The sequence below is a fragment of the Arthrobacter sp. C2 genome (genome assembly GCA_024207135.1).
In the GTDB taxonomy this organism is placed as follows: Bacteria; Actinomycetota; Actinomycetes; order Actinomycetales; family Micrococcaceae; genus Paeniglutamicibacter.
In genome coordinates, this window is the sequence record CP042428.1 from 2,729,650 (window position 1) to 2,746,255 (window position 16,606).

The following is a 16,606-nucleotide window of genomic DNA, read 5'->3' on the forward strand; positions in this document are numbered from 1 at the left end:
GCCGTCCGTGGCCCGGTGCGACGGTGAGCTGACTAGTGTTGGTTCTCGGCGTGTTCCATGACCACGCGGCCCACGGTCTTTCCATCTGCCAGCCGCTGGAGTGCGGCGGGCACGCCGTCCAGGGTGAACCTTTCGCTGACGAAGGGGTCGATGGCCCCGGAGTCCGCCAACCTGGTCAATTCCTGGTGGCACCGGTCCACGAGTGCCGGGTTCTTGGTGTTGTAAAGGCCCCAGTGGATGCCCATGATCGAGTAGTTCTTCACCAGCGCGTGGTTCAGCTTCGCGCTCTGGATTTCTCCCCCGGCAAAGCCGACGACAATGATCCGGCCCTCGAACGCGATGCACTTGGTCGAGCGCTGGTAGGTCTCCCCGCCCACCGGGTCGTAGATGACATCGGCTCCCTGGCCGCCGGTGAACACCTTGACCTGCTCGACAAAGTCGTCCTTGCGCCGGTCGATGACCAGGTCGGCGCCGAGCTTGCGGGCGTATTCGGCCTTCGCCTCGCCACCGACCACGCCGATGACCCTCGCTCCGGCAGCCTTGCCGAGCTGGATCGCGGCGCTGCCCACGCCGCCGGCGGCGGCGTGGACCAGCAGCGTCTCCCCCGGCTGGATCCGGGCCAGGCGGTGCAGTGCGAACCAGCCGGTCTGGTAGCCGATGAACAGGCAGGAGGCCTGGGCGTCATCCAGCGAGGCCGGTGCCTGGTGCACCTTGTCCTGGTCCATCAGCGCGTATTCGGCGAACCCGCCGTACGGCAGGGTGGTCAGGCCCAGGACCCGGTCGCCGACCGCCGCCCGGGTGGTTCCCGGGCCCACGGCGATCACCTCGGCGCAGACTTCGCGTCCGGGAGTGAACGGCAGTTCCGGCTTGACCTGGTAGATGCCGCGGCACATCAGGACGTCCGGGAAGTTGGCCGCGGAAGCCAGGACGCGCACAAGCACCTGCCCCGCCCCGGGTTCGGGAACCTCGATGTCGGCCAGTTGCAGTGCATCGACGGGTTCGCCCAGCCGGGTGACCGTCCACGCCTTCAGGGTGCTGGGGATCGACATGGCTACTCCGACTCGAACTGGATCAGGGCCTGGCCGGAGGCGACCACGTCGCCCTCGGCCACGTCGACGGACAGCACCGTGCCGGCTTCCTCGGCCGTGACGGGAATTTCCATCTTCATGGCTTCGAGGATCATGAAAACATCGTCTTCCTCCACGTGGTCACCCGGTGCAACGAGGATCTTCCACACGTTTGCGCCCATGTCCGCCGCAATTGTCTCTGCCATTTTCATGCACTCCTTTTGGCCAGCTTGGCCTCTTCTTTAAGTCGTAGTTGGATGCGTTCCACCAGTCCGGTGTCGTAGCGTCCCTCGGTGAATTCCCCGGAGGCGAGGATCTCCTCTAGGAATTGCTGGTTGGTGACCAATCCCTGGATATCGAATTCCTCGCACGCCTTGATGGCGCGGGCGTGGGCTTCGGCGCGGGTGGCACCGAATGCACACACCTTGGCGATCAGCGAGTCGAAGTGCGGGGTGACTTCGGTGTGCGCCTGGTAGCCGGAGTCGACGCGGATGCCCTCGCCGGTGGGTTCGATCCAGCCGTCGATCGGGCCGGGGCGCGGGAAGAACTTCTTCGGGTCCTCGGCGCAGATGCGCAACTCGATCGCGTGGCCGCGGGCCACTGGTGCGAAATCCTCCGTGGTGGTGCCGGTGGCCGCGATGGAAAGCTGCTGCTCGACCAGGTCGACGCCGTGGGTCATCTCGGTGATCGGGTGCTCCACCTGGATGCGGGTGTTCATCTCCAGGAAGACGAAGTCGCCGGTCACGGTGTCCAGCAGGAACTCGACGGTGCCGGCATTGCGGTAGCCGACCGCTGCGGCGGAGGCGATGGCGCATTCGATGAGGCGTTCGCGCACCGCCGGGTCCAGGTGCGGCGCCGGGGATTCCTCGATCAGCTTCTGGTGACGGCGCTGGGTGGAACAGTCGCGCTCGCCCAGGGCCACCACGGTGCCGTCGTCCAGGCCCAAGACCTGGACTTCGATGTGCCGCGCGGATTGGACAAAGCGCTCGACGAAGACGCGGTCGGAGCCGAAGCTGCGCTCGGACATCGACTTGGTGTTCTCGAAGGCCTTGCGAAGCTCCTCGGCGTTGTGCGCAACGGCCATGCCGATGCCTCCGCCGCCGGCGGAGGCCTTGACCATCACCGGGTATCCGATGCGGTCGGCTTCCTCGACGGCCTCATCGCCGGTCTTCAGTGCGGCACCGGCGTCGCCGCTGATCGGCACGCCCGCTGCCGCCACGGCGCGGCGGGACTCGACCTTGTCCCCCATGACCTCGATGACCTCGGCCGAGGGACCCACCCAGATCAATCCGGCCTCGGCGACCTCGCGGGCGAATCCGGCATTTTCGGCCAGGAACCCGTAGCCGGGGTGGATGGCGGTGGCCCCTGCTTCCTTGGCGATCGCAATGATCTGTGCGCGGTCGAGGTAGGACTGCACCGGCATGTCGCCGGTGAGCTCGATGGCCACTGAAGCCTCTGCCACGTAGGGCAGGGCGGCGTCGACCTTGTGGTAGACGGCGACGGTGCGCACACCGAGGCGGTTGGCCGTCTTGATGATGCGCCGGGCGATTTCGCCGCGGTTGGCGACCAGCAGGCATTCGGGAAATGAATTCATTATGGGCTCCTTAGAAGCTCGTGGGCCAGGTGCGCAACAGGTGTTCGCCGACACCGTTGGTCCGGGCACGGTAGTGGTCCTTGAGGGCGCCGAGGATGAACTCGCGGGTTTCGGCCGGATCGATGACCTGCTCGAATCCGAAGACCTGGGCCACGTCGTAGGCGGTGGTGCCCTTGTTCATCTCCGCGAGACGCAGTTCGTACATTTCCGGGTCGGTTTCCTTGTCGATGCCGTGCACCACCGATACAGCCGAGGTCGGATCCATGAAGCTCACCTCGGAGGACCACCAGCCGGCGGTGGCGTCGGCGGTGCCGCCGCCACCCATGTTGATCAGGGCCTGGCCGTAGTTCTTGCGCATGGTGACGGCGATCTTCGGCACGGTGACCAGTGAAAGAGCGTTCATCCAGTTGATTATCTTGCCGGCCACCTTGCTCCGCTCGGCCTCGAGGCCGATCAGGAAGCCGGGCTGGTCAACGAGCATCACCACGGGGATGTTGTACGAATCGCACAGGACCAGGAAGCTGGTCGCCTTGTCGCAGGCGGCGCCGTCCAGGGCGCCTCCCTTGAACATCGGGTTGTTGGCGACGATGCCGACCGACTGGCCGCCGATGCGGGCGAGCGAGGTCACCAGGGACTTGCCGTAGCGGGCCTTGATCGGGAACACCGAGCCGGTGTCCACGACGATGTCGATGACCTTGCGCACGTCGTAGGTCTTGGTGCGTTCGGCGGGAACGATGTTCTTGATTTCCTCGGCGCGGTCCCCGGATCCGCTGGGGACCGGGGCCAGCGGCGGGGTCTGGCCGTTGTGCGAGGGCAGGTAGGAAAGGAAGCGGCGGATCAGTTCGATCGCTTCCTCGTCGGAGTCGGCCACCGCGTCGGCGAAGCCGGTGACCTCGGAGTGCATCTTCCAGCCGCCGAGCTCCTGGGCGTCGACCTGCTGGCCGGTGGCGCGGGAGACCAAGTTGGGGCTGGAGACCGCAAGCACGGCGCCCTTGCGGAACACCGCGAAGTCAGAGGCCATGGTGTGCCAGGCCGCCGATCCGAAGCAGTAGCCGAAGGCGGCCGAAACCCAGGGGCTTTCCCGCTGGCGCAGGAACCGGGTCTTGCCGTTGGCCGATCCCATGCCGGTGCCGCCCATGGCGTCGGGCATGCGCACGCCAGTGGATTCGCAAAGGTAGACCAGTGGCTGGCCGGTCTTGACCACCAATTCCTTGAAGTGGGACATCTTCTTGTTGCTGATCGGGGACGAAGAGGATCCCTTGACGGTGAAGTCGTAGGCCACGACGCTCGCGCGCCGGCCGTCAACCTCGCCGGTACCGGTAATCTTGCCGTCGGCGGGGGTCTTGTCGCGGTCCGCCGGCACGGCCGAGGTCACGAACAGCCCGGACTCGCGGAAGGTTCCAGGGTCCAGCAGCAGCGCGATGCGCTCGCGGGCGTTCAGCTCGCCCTTGGCCCGGCGGGCCTCAAGCTTCCGGACCCCGCCCATGGCCAATGCAGCAGCGCGCTTCTTTTCGTGCTCCTGCTCGCGGGTGCACGTGGCTTCTGCGAGGCCGGCCACGTCTTTCTTGACTGCTTCGGTTGTCATCTTTCTTGCCTTCCGTTTGCGCCAAGCGATGCCTGGTGGATTTGCTGGCCCTGTTCGAGCACTGCCCGCGCGGCAAGTGCCGCGTCTTCAAAGGTCGGGAATACCGGGATGCCGATCCGGCGGGCACGTTGTGCGTACGCCTTGATCATTTCCTCGGTTTCGGCGCTGCCATCGGTTTTCAGGACCAGCAGCTGGTGGGTGCCGGGCTTCGATTCGTCGCGGGCCTTGCCGATCGAGTCGATGATGTTGCCCGTCACGTCGCCGTGCGTTTCCCCGAGGTTGCGCTGGATGATCCCGACATTCAGGTGGGAGATCAGCAAGGCCGGGTGGCTGCCGGCGAGAACAGTCTTGAGGATGTCCTGCGCGACAGCGCCGTTCTTGACCGCCAGCGTCCCGGCCGGCACGTCGATCGGGTTGTGGAAGCCGTTGCCCGGTGGCAGCTCCAGGGATTCAAGCTGGTTGACCACCGAGTCGGGCAGGTGCGGGGATCCCACGCCCTGGCGGTCAAGTGCGTCGGCGCCCAGCACGCTGGCGCCGCCGCCGTTGCCGAACAGGACGGCCTCGCGGCCGCGTGTCTGCACGCCGAGGTCCAGCGTCGAGAGTGCGTGCAGGGCCGTGGCGAAGTCCTCGAGCGAGTCGACCAGCGTCATCCCTGCCTGCCGGGCAATGGCCGGCCACAGCCGGTGGTTCCCGGACAGGGCGCCGGTGTGGCTGGTTGCTGCACGCGAGCCTTCGGCCGTCCGGCCGCCGGCCAGCAGCACCACCGGCTTGCGGGTCGCTGCGGCCCCGAGCACGTCCATGACCTCGCGGGCCACCCCGAGGGATTCAACGTACAGGCCGATGACCTGCACGTCGTCGTTTGCCAGGTGGGACTTCACCAGTTCGGCCGCGTTCACGTCGGCGCTGTTGCCGATGCTGACCACGGAATGGAAGTCGATGCCGCGCATGGCTCCCACACGCAGGATGTCCACGCTCAGTCCGCCGCTCTGGGATACCACTGCCGTCGACCCCGGGGTCAGCGGCGCCTCGGGCAGGAAGGACAGGCGTGAGGCCGAGGCGTGGGTGCCCAGGCAGTTCGGGCCGATCAAGCGGATGCCGGCTTCGCGCACGGTGCGCACCAGTTCTGCTTCCAGCTCCTTGCCGTCCTCGACTTCTCCGAAGCCGCTGGAGATGACCTGCGCGAAGCGCACCTTGCCGGCGCCGGCGGCCAGCGCCTGGGCAACGCGTGCACCGGGCATGGCCACGAATGCGTAGTCGACCGGCTCGTCCAGCTCGGCCAGCGAAGCGATGGCCGGAAGGCCTTCGATGGTGTCGGCGGTCGGGTTCACCGGGATGATGGTTCCGGTGAAGCCGTTGGCGAGCATGTTGAGGATGAAGCGGTTGGCCATGTTCGGGCGCTTGCCGCTGGCACCGACGACGGCGACGCGGCGGGGTTCGAACAGTGCGGAGAAATCGGTTGCCGCAACCTCGGAACGTTGAATGGCGGCGGTATCGGCCGGGTCGGCTTCCCCGACGACGAAGCGGGCATCCACGGCCACCGCGCGGGTGTCGGAGACGATGACCGGGTTCAGGTCGATTTCCGTGACGTCCGCGGGCAGCGAGGCCAGCAGTCCGTCCGGGCCGGCGAGCCGGGAAATCAGGGTGACCAGCGATGAAACGTCGGCCTTCAGGCCGCCGCGTGCGCCGTTGAGGATCTTCAGGCCGCGCAGTTCCTGCAGCATGCCGTTGATCCGGGTCTCGGACAGCGGGGCCAGGCCGAAGGCGACGTCTTCGAAGACCTCGACCATGACTCCGCCCAGGCCGACCATGACGGTCCAGCCCAGTCCGGGGGCGCGCACGGCGCCGACGATGATTTCGTGGCCGGCCGGAATCATTTCCTCGACCAGCAGGCCCTCGAGCCGGTGCCCGAAGTCGGCGAGGGAGTCACGCATCTGCGTTGCGACCTCATGGAGTTCGGCGCGGGTCACCCCGACGCGGACTCCGCCGGCATCCGACTTGTGTACAAGCGTCGTGGAAATCGCCTTGACGACCAGGGGCTCGCGAAGGTGTCCGGGAAGTTCCCCTCCCACGGGGATTTCCACGCCCTGGGGGGTGTCGATGCCGAAGGCCGAGAGCAGGGATTTTCCTTCTGCTTCGGTGAACATGGCCGATTCCCTGTTTTTCGCCTGGGCAATGAACCCAACGATGGTGTCGGAGTTACTAGGCTTGGCTGTTTCGACTAACAACTGGGGGCACCTCACTGAACGTTGGATCGGACGGCATGGCATGCGTCCGGCGTGAGATCAGTCTCGTTAGCCAATTCACATCTGTGAAGCATTTCCGCGCTGGCACGGTGATACCGGTGCGCTATCGGAAATCCTTATCACCCGCACTTCCAAACTCCTCCGGTCACGGAAAACCCGGCCGGGTGGGGAGTCCGGGGCGCTTGCCCGGGGAAGGAAAGCAGGTGGGCTCGATCGGGCGACACCGACCGACGGCGCGGCTCCGGCACGGTGGGCTCCACCCCGAGGGTCGTCCGGAAACACGGACTCCCGAAGGCAAACGCCGCGGTTTTCCGATGCCGCCGGGGATGCCATGCCGTCGGCCGGCCGGGCGGGGCAGATCGATGGCCCGCAATCCCCCTTCAGGCATCCGGCGGCTCGCCACGCGATGGACAGGCAAGATCCCGCGATGGTCGCCTTCCGGTCCCGGTGCGGGAACCCACGGGAGATCCCCGGCACGATCCGGGATGCGGAAATTCGCAACCGGACCGCCGAGCCGCCATGGCTGCCAAGCGGACTCCCTCACGGCCTGGGCGCCGTGGCCGTCCAAGGGCCGGGAGATCGGCCCGGTTGTCCAGCATGATTCCCGATCAGCGCGATAGCCAAAGCGCCGTTGAACGGCAGCAGTGCCCCGGCTCTACTTGTAGAATGAGGATCACGGTGTGCGGCATGTCACACTCGGCCTCCCGTCCATCGACACCCAATACGCCAGGAGACCAGCGTGTCCCTTTCCACGAGCCCGCGGGGCAGCGTCATGCAGCCAAGCACGCCCACGAGTCGGCGCAACTGGGGCATTGTCCTCATGCTTCTGATTTTCTCCATGCTCAATTTTGCCGACAAGGCAGCAATCGGGCTGGCGAGCAAGCCGATCCGCGAAACCATGGACTTGGGCGCCAGCCAATATGGCCTGCTGTCCAGTGCCTTCTTCTGGCTCTTTGCCGTGGGTGCCGTGGTTTTGACCGCGGTGTTCAGGAGGATTTCATACAACTGGGCCGTCGGCATCCTGATGTTCACCTGGGTTTTGACGATGCTTCCGTTGACCACGCAAACCACCTTCGGTGTCCTGCTGGCCAGCCGCATTGCCCTGGGATTCTTTGAGGGACCGGCTCATGCCTTGTGCCAGTCAATCGTCCACGGGCTTTTCCCGGCCCAAAAGCGCGCCACCGCCGGTGCCATTGTCACCGCCGGAACCTCGATCGGCCCGTTGCTCGCAGCTCCGACGCTGACGTGGATCATCATGAGGTGGGACTGGCATGCATCGTTTATCTTCCTGGTTGGCGTCAGCGTGGTTTGGACGGTCGTGTGGTTCTTTTTCGCGGACCGCCTGCCGTTCAAGAAGCGTCCCCAAACCACCGAGGAAAGGGAAGCGATCGTCGATCCCAACGGCGACATCGTTGTTCCGTTCTACCGGCTGCTGATGCTTCCCAGCTTCTGGGGCTTGGCCCTGCTGACCTTTGCCGGTTACCTGATCACCTCGCTCAAGGTCACGTGGCTGCCTGCCTTCATGAATGAGGGCCTGGGCTATTCCATGCAAACCGTGGGCACGTTGGTGGCGGTCCCCTATGTCTGTGCCATGTTCTTGCTCCTCGGCACGGGCGCACTTTCCGGCTGGCTGCTCAAGCGGGGCTTCTCCTCACGTGTGGCACGGTCGTTCCTGACCACGGCCTGCCTGGTGTTCGCGGGACTGAGCATGATCGCCTTCACCCAGCTCCCCGCCGGCCCGATTCAATTGGTGTTCGTGGTTGCCGCGTTTTCCGTCAACTCGATCGCCTTCGCGATCGGTTTCGCCGGGGCCTCGGACTTCTTGCCCGCCCACCAACGCGCAGCGTTCTTTGGCTGCATCGTCGCCGCCTACTCGGTGGCCGGAATGGTGGCACCCTATGCACTGGGGATCATTGTTGAGCGTGCGGCAACACCTGCGGAGGGCTATGCCAACGGGTTCCTGATCGTCGGCATCATCATTTGCGTCCTTGCCGTGGCCGGCGGCCTGATGCTGAATCCGGCCCGCGCCCGGGCCAGGCTTCTTGACTACACGGTGATCCATGCCATCCGCCAGAACGCCGCCCGCTGATCCCCCAGGACGACATGGCGTGGTCGCATGGCCGGAGCCAAGCGTTGCCGGGACGGCGGTGGGATTCGGCTCGCGGAGCGCCCTTTGGGTGGCACCGTGCGGATGTGCCGAGTCGTTTCAGGCCCCACGCAGGCCAGGTCCCGGTTGGATTCCTGGCCCGGCCCGCGTTTGCCACCAACAGGAACCCCGGGCCATCCGATGCCGGAAGGTGAAGAGCGGATGCCGCCAGGGGTGCCTGCCTCGGGGACACCACCTCGCCGGTGACCCCGGCGGGGCTTGGGCACCGGCACGCCAAACGCCCCGCCGGCAGACGTTCTCAGGTACTGCCGGCGGGGCGCGTTGGAACCAAACAACCCCTAGAGTGTCTTGGCGGTTTCCTTCAGGAGGCGCAGGAACGCTTGCACCGCCGAGGACCTGGCCTCGTCCTTCCTGACGATTGCCGAGGTGCTGACATGTGCCCACTCGTAGGGCAGGGGCACCAGGGAGACGCCGTTGCCGCTGACCGTGGAGTCCAGCAGCGTGTTCGCCATGCAAATTCCGACACCGGCCCGCACCATTGACTGCGAGGCCTCGGCATTGGGCGTGGTGAAAACGACCTTGGCCTCAACACCGTCGAGCAACCGTTCCCAGGCCTGCCCCAGGATGCTTGATTCCGCCGGAAAGATCAGCGCTTCGCCCTCCAGGTCGGCGGGATTGAACTCGTCCTGTTCGGCCAGCCGGTGCCCCTCGGGCACCGCCAGGACCAGGCGGCCGGCAAGCAGGTCGATGTGGTGCAGCAAGGCGTCAGCGCCAGGTGCCATCTCGATTCCCGGCAGCCGGGTCACCAAGCCAACATCGAGGTTCCCTGCAATGACACCCCGAGCCACCATCTTCGAGGGACCCTCGTCAACCTCGAAACGGACATTGGGGAATTCCGTCAGCAGTCGCTTGACCACCCCGGGAAGAATCGTCTGGGATCCGGCGGGCACCGTGCCCAGCCGGACCGTTCCAAGCTTCAGGCCTCCGATGGCGCTGGCTTCCTCACGCAGCATGCGCTCGGCCTGGACCGCCGCGACGACGTGGGGCAGGATCCGCTCGGCCGCATAGGTCGGGCGCACGCCCTTGGCGCCGCGGGTCACCAGGATGACACCGAGGTCTTCTTCGAGACGCTGCACCTGGTTGGTGATCGTGGGCTGGGAAATGCCCAGTTCCTTGGCTGCCTGGCGGAAGGAACCCGTCCGCAAAGCAGCCTCCAGGTAACGCAATTGCGCAAATCTCATGGCGTGCTCTCCTTATGTTTTGTTGCGGCTCCAGACCACCGGTGGCCAACGTTACCGCGATCACATGCCCGGTGGGGAAACGCCCGTTAATGGCGGCGTAGCATTGGACCTGGGGGGCCGGGCCGGTGTTGGCGCTAGGGTCCATCGATTCCCGTTGCATCCCTTGACAGGGCCCCGCCTTCGACGGGGATCGTGGTCCCGGTGATGTATCCGGCCGCCGGTGTCAGCAGGAAGACGATCGCGGCGGCAATCTCATGGGGCTGCCCAAGCCGGCCGAGCAGGGGCCTTGAGGCATGCGCCCGTGAATCGGCGGTGCTTCGGCCCGCAGCGACATAACGTGGCGAGAGGAAGAGCCCGGGCGCCACCGCGTTGACACGCACGCCGCGGGACCCGTGTTCGGCGGCCAACTGCTTGACCCACACCTGCAGTGCCGCCTTGGCCGGACCGTAGCCCGGCGCCGTCAGGCCCCCGCGCGAGGCCACCACGCTGGAGACATGGACTATCGATCCATGCTCCACCAAGGGTGCAAGGACAAGGGCAGAGAAGAAGGCATGGCCAAGGTTGGTCCTGAAATCAAGATCCCAATCGGCCAGTGAGTACTCGGCGATTCCCCGTCTGTGCATCTGTCCGATGACGTCGATGTATCCGTTGATCGTCCCGAATTCGGCGCGCGCAGCCTCGGCAACCAGCTTCATGCCGCTCTCGGTGGTGGCGTCCGCGACCACCGAGGGCATCCCCACCGAGCCGGCAACACCGGCGAGGGCCTCCGCATCGATGTCCGCGCCCAGGACCCGTCCGCCGAGGCCAACGATCGTCCGGGTGACATGTTCCCCGATGCCGCCTCCCGCGCCCAGCACCACGTACTTATTGCCGTCGAGCCTGAATAGCCTTGCGTGGTCAACCTCCGTGGCGGGAAGTGGGCGGGTGAGTTGTTCCCTGGGCATGGCGTTTCCTTCCAGCATGCACATGAACGGCCAGGGACAAGTTTTCTCGTCCCTGACCGCCATATGTCTATTCCTTGGTTTGCCGAGTCAGTGTTGTTCTAGCGGGTCCATTTGGTCACGAGTTTTTGTAGGCCCGAAATGGAAAGATCCAGAACCATCGACAGCAAGCCCATGGCCAGCAGGATCGCGAAGGTCTCGGCGACCTGGAAGTTGTTGGTCACCACCACCAGTCGCTGTCCCAGACCGGTGTAGGCGCCGACCATTTCCGACACCACCGCCCCGAGCACCGAGTAGACAGCACCGAGCCGCAAACCACCGACGATGGCCGGAAGTGCCGAGGGCAGCTCGATCTTGAAGAATCGCTGCGCCTTGGACATGCCCAGGGACTGGGTCAACTGCTTGATGTCGTGGTCCAGGGCCTGCAGGGCCCCCATGGTGCTGGTCATCAGGACGAAGAACACGACGCTGAAGGCGACCAGGGCCTTTGGCCCGAAGCCGAGCCCGAACCAGAGGATGAAAATCGGTGCCAGCGCCGGGCGGGGAAGGCTGTTCATCAGGGTCAGGAACGGCCTGGCCGCAACGTGCAGGACAGGGACCCGCACAAAGGTGACGCCCGCCAGGATGCCGAGGACCGCGCCGGAAACCAGGCCGGCCATGGCACCGCTGAACGTCGCGGACACGTCCGTCCAGAACGTGGCATCCGACAACTGCTTGATGAAGGATGTCCCGACATCGATCGGGGTGGAAACCAGGGTCGAATCCATGATCCCTTGGCGGGTGACAAACGACCACGCCAGGACGAAGGCCGCGAGCGCGCCCAGCCGAAGTGCCCAGACGGTTGCTTTTTCCTTGCGGCGTGTGCGGGTGCGTTCAGCAAGAATCGTGCTGTCCGTGTAGGCGACGGGTCCGGCCTCAGTGGCGGCTTGAGCGATGGTTTCCATGGTGGGCCCTTTCCTTCCAGGAAGGTTTGGTGCTTGATGAATGATTCGGTGCGATGCTCAACGAATGAGCTTGATGTCCGAGGGTGACGAGGTGTGTGGTCCGCCGGTGGCCTGGACGATGGTTCCGGTGATGAAGCTTGCACCGCCGGAGCACAGGAACATGATGGCGTCCGCGACCTCTTCGGGCCGGCCCACGCGCCCGAGGGCAATGTTCTCGCCGAAGGTCCTCTCGGCCTCGGGGGAATTGAAGCGGGAAGCGGGAGTCAGGGTGGCACCGGGCTCCACGCAGTTGACGCGGATGCCACGGTCTGCCCATTCCCACGACATGGTCTTGGTCAGCGAGGCGATGCCGGCCTTGGCGGCGGCGTAGGCGCCACGCATCGGGTGGGCGTGGTTGGCCGAGCTGGAACCGACGTTGATGATGTTTCCGCCGCCCTGCTCGGTGAAGACGGGCAGGCAGGCCACGGCGGTCTGGAATGAGCCAGTGAGGTTGGTGCCGATCACGGCGTTCCAGGCGTTGGTCGACAGGTCTTCGAGGCGTGCTGCGAAGTTGCCGCCGGCGTTGTTGATCAGGATGTCGATGCGGCCGAACTTTTCCACGGCGGTGGCCACCAGCAGTGCGGCGGTTTCGGGCTCCTTGATGTTGCCGGTAACGACCTCGGCCCTTCGGCCGAGTGCGCGGATCTCTTGGGCCTTGGCCTCGAGCGTCTCGGCCTTGCGACCGTGCAGGATCAGGTCCGCGCCCGCCGCGGCAAACTTGTCGGCAAGTGCCGAACCGATACCGCCCGAAGCGCCCGTCACGATGACGACCTGGCCCGTGAAATCGAACGTGGCCTGTCCCACTTTTTTGCTGTTGGCGGTGTCTGTTTTCGTCATCCTGGAATCCTTCTGAATTGATGCCTGCCCGGTGTGCTGGGGTGGATCGCACACGGCGGGCCCACATGGAAATGGTGCGTTTGAGAAAGCTTCCATCCATTCGTTCCCGGTAGCAATGAACTAATCGCTATCGATGCGATAGCCCCGGATCGCCCGTCTTTTCCTTGACTCTGCCGCCGGGGTGTTCAACGATTCATGGACCAGCTGGTGACGTGCACCACAAGCACAAGCCGTCCGGTTCCCTCGTGTTCATAGCTGTTCCAGCGTGACCATCGCTGGCGCCGGCTCAGCAATCCTTGACCAACGCAAACTGCCAAACGGGTCGGCCCCGCAAACCAGTGACTGGAGCGAAAATGCCCAATACAACCCTCCGCGCAACTTCCGACAGCGAGACTTCCATGACCGAAAAGGCGGCCCCGTCCTCCACGGCCCGAGGGGTCTCTGTCGAGTTCCAACAGGTGAACCACAGCTTCCTCCACGGCAACCGGCCGGTGCGGGTGTTGAACGATTTCAACCTGCGCATCGAACCCTCGGAGTTCGTCAGCATTGTCGGCCCGTCGGGTTGCGGCAAGACCACTGCCCTGGGCATGGTCGGCAACCTCCTGAAGCCGCGCGCAGGACAGGTCCTCATCGACGGCCACAAGGTGCGCCCCGACAGCAACGAGGCCGCCTTCCTCTTCGCCCGCGATGCCCTGTTGCCCTGGCGCCGGGTCCGCAGCAACGTGGAACTCGGCATGGAGACCCGCGGGGTTCCCAAGGAAGAGCGCCGCGTGCGCGCCGAGGAGTGGTTGCGCAAGGTCCGCCTGCACGAATTCGCCGACTCCGACGTCCTACACCTGTCCCAGGGCATGCGCCAGCGCGTGGCAATTGCCCGGACACTGGTGCAGAACCCCAAGGTCCTGTTGATGGACGAACCTTTTGCGGCCCTTGACGCACAGACCCGCGCCATCCAGCAGGAGGAGTTCACGCGCCTCTGGGAAGCCGAGCGTCCCACCGTCATCTTCGTGACCCACGACCTCGAAGAGGCCATCCTGCTGTCCGACCGCGTTATCCTGATGGCCAGCCGTCCGGGCCGCATGGTGGTCGACATGAAGATCGAGCTCGAACGCCCGCGCCGCCAGGAAATGCGCCGGGAATCGGACTTGTTCAAGTCCTATTTCCATGACATGTCCGATCGGCTTCGTTCCGAGGTCGAACTCGCCGAACAGCGCATCCGGGAGGAAAACCAGAATGGCTGACACCTTGCAGAAGGTTCCCGCCGCCGACGGCACCACCGTCGCCTATCGCCAGTACGGGCACGGACCGCGCCTGGTGACCGTCCTGCACTCCCTTGCCTTGGACGGATCCTGGTACGCACCCCTGGCCGAGGCCCTCGGCGAGGAGTATCGCCTGCTGGCGCCCGACTTCCGCGGGCACGGCCACAGCGCCCGCGGGGACTCGGCACCCACCCTGGCCCTCGTGGCCCGGGACATTGCCGCCATGTGGGACGCCGAGAACGTGCGCAGCTCGGTCATCCTGGGCATTTCGCTTGGCGGCATGGTTGCCCAGGCGCTCACCGGCAGCTTCCCCGACCGCGTGGACGCGCAGATCCTGATGGCCACCCGCGGTGCCTACGACGACGCGGCAACCACCGGGACCCTGGCGCGTGCGGCGGAGGTCCGGGCCCCGAACGGACTGCAGGACGCCGCAGAGGCGACCATGCACCGCTGGTTCGGCGAGAATTCCACCGACGCCTCCAACCCCCTGGTGGCCCAGGCCCGTGCCCAGTTCCTCGGGGCAGGCGGCGAGGAAATCGCCGGGTACTTCGAGGCCATGACGAAGGTCGGCGACTTCCAGCTGGATTCGCCACCCCCAACCCTCGTGGTCGGTGGAGACGATGACCGAAGCACCCCGCGTGCTGCCATCGAGCAGCTGGCCGCCTCGATCCCCGGTGCCGAGTTGCGCTTTGCCGCGGGCGGGCACCTGGTGGCCTTCGAGAATCCGGAAGAGGTCGCCCGAACCGTGCGCCCCTTCCTTGACAGCTTGGACTGCTGGACCAAATAACGGCCTTTCGGGTCCGCCGTACACTTAAACTGCCTTACGGAGAAGAAATGAATAAGACACTGGATCGCGCCACGGCGCACGTCAGCGAAGAAGAACTTGCCGCCCACCTGGAGTCCGCCCAGGTTCCGGCGCTGATCATGCTGACCGCCCACGTCACCGGCGACACCAGCGTGCTGCGCGACGACTGGCGCCCGAACCTGCGCGCCTTGCCGAACAGCGGCCTGGATGCCGAGACCGAGGCTACGGCCCGCAAGTGCTGCTTCGAGCTGCTGGCACCGTACTTGGCGACCCAGGGCACCTGGGACCAGGAGCCCGGCGAGGACCTCCGCCTGGCCATGAGCACTTGGCTGATGGGTGCCCCGGTGGAGGACGCGCTGGCGATGTCCGAGGTCTCCTTCGTCCCCAACAACACCGATCCGCGCCGGCCCGGGTGGACGCTCGAGCAGATCGCCCCGGACACCGCATTGAACGCCGTGGTCATCGGCGCCGGCTTCTCCGGGCTGCTCGCCGGCCTGCGCCTGAAACAGGCGGGCGTCCCGTTCAAGATCATCGAAAAGAGCCACGACGTCGGCGGCACCTGGTGGGAAAACACCTACCCCGATTGCCGCACCGACGTGCGCAGCCACATCTACACCTATTCCTTCACCCAGCACGACTGGGAGACGCACTTCGGGCGCCAGGACAAGATCCACGGCTACCTGCACCAGTTCGCGAAGGACAACGGCCTGCTTGAGCACATGGTCTACGGCACCGAGGTCACCGCGACCCGCTGGAACGAGGAGACCAGCACCTGGACGTTGGAGACCAAGACCGCGCAGGGCGTCGGGGAAAGCTTCGAGTCCAGCATCGTCATCAGCGCCGTGGGCCAGCTCAACCGCCCCTCGGTCCCGAACCTGGAAGGCCTTGACACCTTCAAGGGCCCCGTCGTGCACTCCGCCCGGTGGGACCACGAGCTGGACTTCGCCGGCAAGAAGGTCGTCGTCGTCGGCACCGGCGCCAGCGCCCTGCAGTTCGCCCCGGCCGTCGCCAAGGTCGCCGAACAGGTCACCATCTTCCAGCGCAGCGCCCCGTGGCTGCGCTCCACCCCGGTGCTCCGCCAGGAGATCGAGAGCGGCGAGCGCTGGCTGCTGAACAACCTGAACCAGTACCGCGCCTACTACCGCTTCTCGATCTTCCTGCCCCGCGTGGTGGGCAACCTGGCCGCAGCCACCGTCGATGAGGACTTCGGGCCGACCGAGGTCTCCGTCTCCGCCGCCAACGAGGCATTGCGCGTCGACCTCACCGCGTACCTCACCGAGCAGGCCGGGGATGACAAGGAGCTGCTCGCCCAGATCATCCCGAACTACCCGCCGGCCGCCAAGCGCATCATTTGCGACGACGGCACCTGGGTCAGGACGCTCAAGCGCGAGAACGTCCGGCTGGTGTCCCGGGGCGTGAGCCGCGTCGACGAGACCGGCGTATGGCTGGGCGACGAGCACATCGAGGCAGACATCATCCTGCTGGGCACCGGCTTCAAGGCCGCCGACTTCCTGCTTCCGATGTCGGTGGCGGGCATCGGCGGCAAGGACCTGCACGAGACCTGGGGCATCGACGCCAGCGCCTACCTGGGCTCCACGCTGCCGGGCTTCCCGAACTTCTTCTGCATGTACGGGCCGAACACCAACACCGTCATCCACGGCAACCTGGTCTTCTTCCTCGAATGCCAGGCCAACTACGTCCTGGACGCGATCAAGACCCTGGCATCGGGCGGCTACAAGTCGATGAACCTGCGCGACGAGGTGTTTGCCGCGTACGACAAGGAAATCGTGGCCGAGAGCGCCAAGCGCACCTGGGGCTGGTCCAAGACCCACTCCTGGTACATGAACGCCGAGGGCCGCTCGACCATCATGTGGCCGCTGCCGGCACGGAACTACTTCGAGCGCACCACCCACGTGCGCCCCGAGGAATACCAGCTGGGCTGATCCG

The 16,606-nt window shown here is 65.6% G+C and carries 13 protein-coding genes; 4 read left to right on the forward strand and 9 right to left on the reverse strand.

The annotated features are described in order from the left end of the window. Positions 1–32: 32 nt before the first annotated feature. Genes FPY90_RS12725 through FPY90_RS12745 form a run of 5 tightly spaced genes read right to left on the reverse strand, consistent with a single transcriptional unit; the run spans position 33 to position 6,390 of the window. A complete protein-coding gene (locus FPY90_RS12725) occupies positions 33–1,049 on the reverse strand; it encodes an NADPH:quinone oxidoreductase family protein (RefSeq protein WP_217641865.1) in 1,017 nt (338 codons plus the stop codon). Positions 1,050–1,051: 2 nt separating this feature from the next. Continuing rightward, a complete protein-coding gene (locus FPY90_RS12730; RefSeq protein ID WP_071214452.1) occupies positions 1,052–1,273 on the reverse strand; it encodes a biotin/lipoyl-binding carrier protein in 222 nt (73 codons plus the stop codon). A gap of 2 nt (positions 1,274–1,275) precedes the next feature. Further along, on the reverse strand, positions 1,276–2,661 hold the full coding sequence (locus tag FPY90_RS12735) for an acetyl-CoA carboxylase biotin carboxylase subunit (RefSeq protein WP_071214453.1): 1,386 nt from the start codon (positions 2,659–2,661) through the stop codon (positions 1,276–1,278). A 10-nt stretch (positions 2,662–2,671) separates the two neighbouring features. Beyond that, positions 2,672–4,246 carry an acyl-CoA carboxylase subunit beta gene (locus FPY90_RS12740; RefSeq protein WP_498681406.1) on the reverse strand — a complete coding sequence of 525 codons (1,575 nt, stop codon included), beginning with the start codon at positions 4,244–4,246 and terminating at the stop codon, positions 2,672–2,674. After that, a complete protein-coding gene (locus FPY90_RS12745) occupies positions 4,243–6,390 on the reverse strand; it encodes an acetate--CoA ligase family protein (protein WP_498681408.1) in 2,148 nt (715 codons plus the stop codon). Before FPY90_RS12745 ends, FPY90_RS12740 begins: the two co-directional genes overlap by 4 nt. 919 nt (positions 6,391–7,309) lie before the next feature. On the opposite strand from FPY90_RS12745, the gene FPY90_RS12750 reads away from it, so the two are divergent. Next, complete coding sequence (locus FPY90_RS12750) at positions 7,310–8,578, forward strand: MFS transporter (RefSeq protein ID WP_498681409.1); 1,269 nt, start codon at positions 7,310–7,312, stop codon at positions 8,576–8,578. Positions 8,579–8,934: 356 nt separating this feature from the next. Here the strand turns inward: FPY90_RS12750 and FPY90_RS12755 are convergent, their stop codons facing one another. The 4 genes from FPY90_RS12755 to FPY90_RS12770 form a co-directional block, all read right to left on the reverse strand. Continuing rightward, positions 8,935–9,837, reverse strand: coding sequence for a LysR family transcriptional regulator (locus FPY90_RS12755; RefSeq protein ID WP_071214455.1), 903 nt, complete (start codon positions 9,835–9,837; stop codon positions 8,935–8,937). Positions 9,838–9,971: 134 nt separating this feature from the next. Next, positions 9,972–10,781: an SDR family NAD(P)-dependent oxidoreductase gene (locus tag FPY90_RS12760; RefSeq protein WP_175475432.1), complete on the reverse strand. Its 810-nt coding sequence runs from the start codon at positions 10,779–10,781 to the stop codon at positions 9,972–9,974. 98 nt (positions 10,782–10,879) lie between these two features. Further along, positions 10,880–11,722, reverse strand: a complete 843-nt coding sequence (locus FPY90_RS12765; RefSeq protein ID WP_071214457.1) for an ABC transporter permease — start codon at positions 11,720–11,722, stop codon at positions 10,880–10,882. A 57-nt stretch (positions 11,723–11,779) separates the two neighbouring features. Next, the gene (locus tag FPY90_RS12770) at positions 11,780–12,598 is read right to left on the reverse strand and encodes an SDR family NAD(P)-dependent oxidoreductase (protein WP_498681411.1); all 819 of its coding nucleotides are present in this window, start codon (positions 12,596–12,598) and stop codon (positions 11,780–11,782) included. 398 nt (positions 12,599–12,996) lie between these two features. Here FPY90_RS12770 and FPY90_RS12775 point away from each other — a divergent pair, with 398 nt between their 5' ends. From FPY90_RS12775 to FPY90_RS12785, 3 genes are read left to right on the forward strand one after another with little or no spacing between them, the layout of a single operon-like run. Next, entirely contained in the window at positions 12,997–13,836 is an 840-nt protein-coding gene (locus tag FPY90_RS12775) for an ABC transporter ATP-binding protein (protein ID WP_498681412.1), read from the forward strand. Next, the gene (locus FPY90_RS12780; RefSeq protein ID WP_071214458.1) at positions 13,829–14,641 is read left to right on the forward strand and encodes an alpha/beta fold hydrolase; all 813 of its coding nucleotides are present in this window, start codon (positions 13,829–13,831) and stop codon (positions 14,639–14,641) included. The genes FPY90_RS12775 and FPY90_RS12780 overlap by 8 nt, the downstream gene beginning before the upstream one ends. Positions 14,642–14,688: 47 nt before the next feature. Further along, complete coding sequence (locus tag FPY90_RS12785) at positions 14,689–16,602, forward strand: flavin-containing monooxygenase (protein ID WP_498681413.1); 1,914 nt, start codon at positions 14,689–14,691, stop codon at positions 16,600–16,602. Positions 16,603–16,606: the final 4 nt, after the last annotated feature.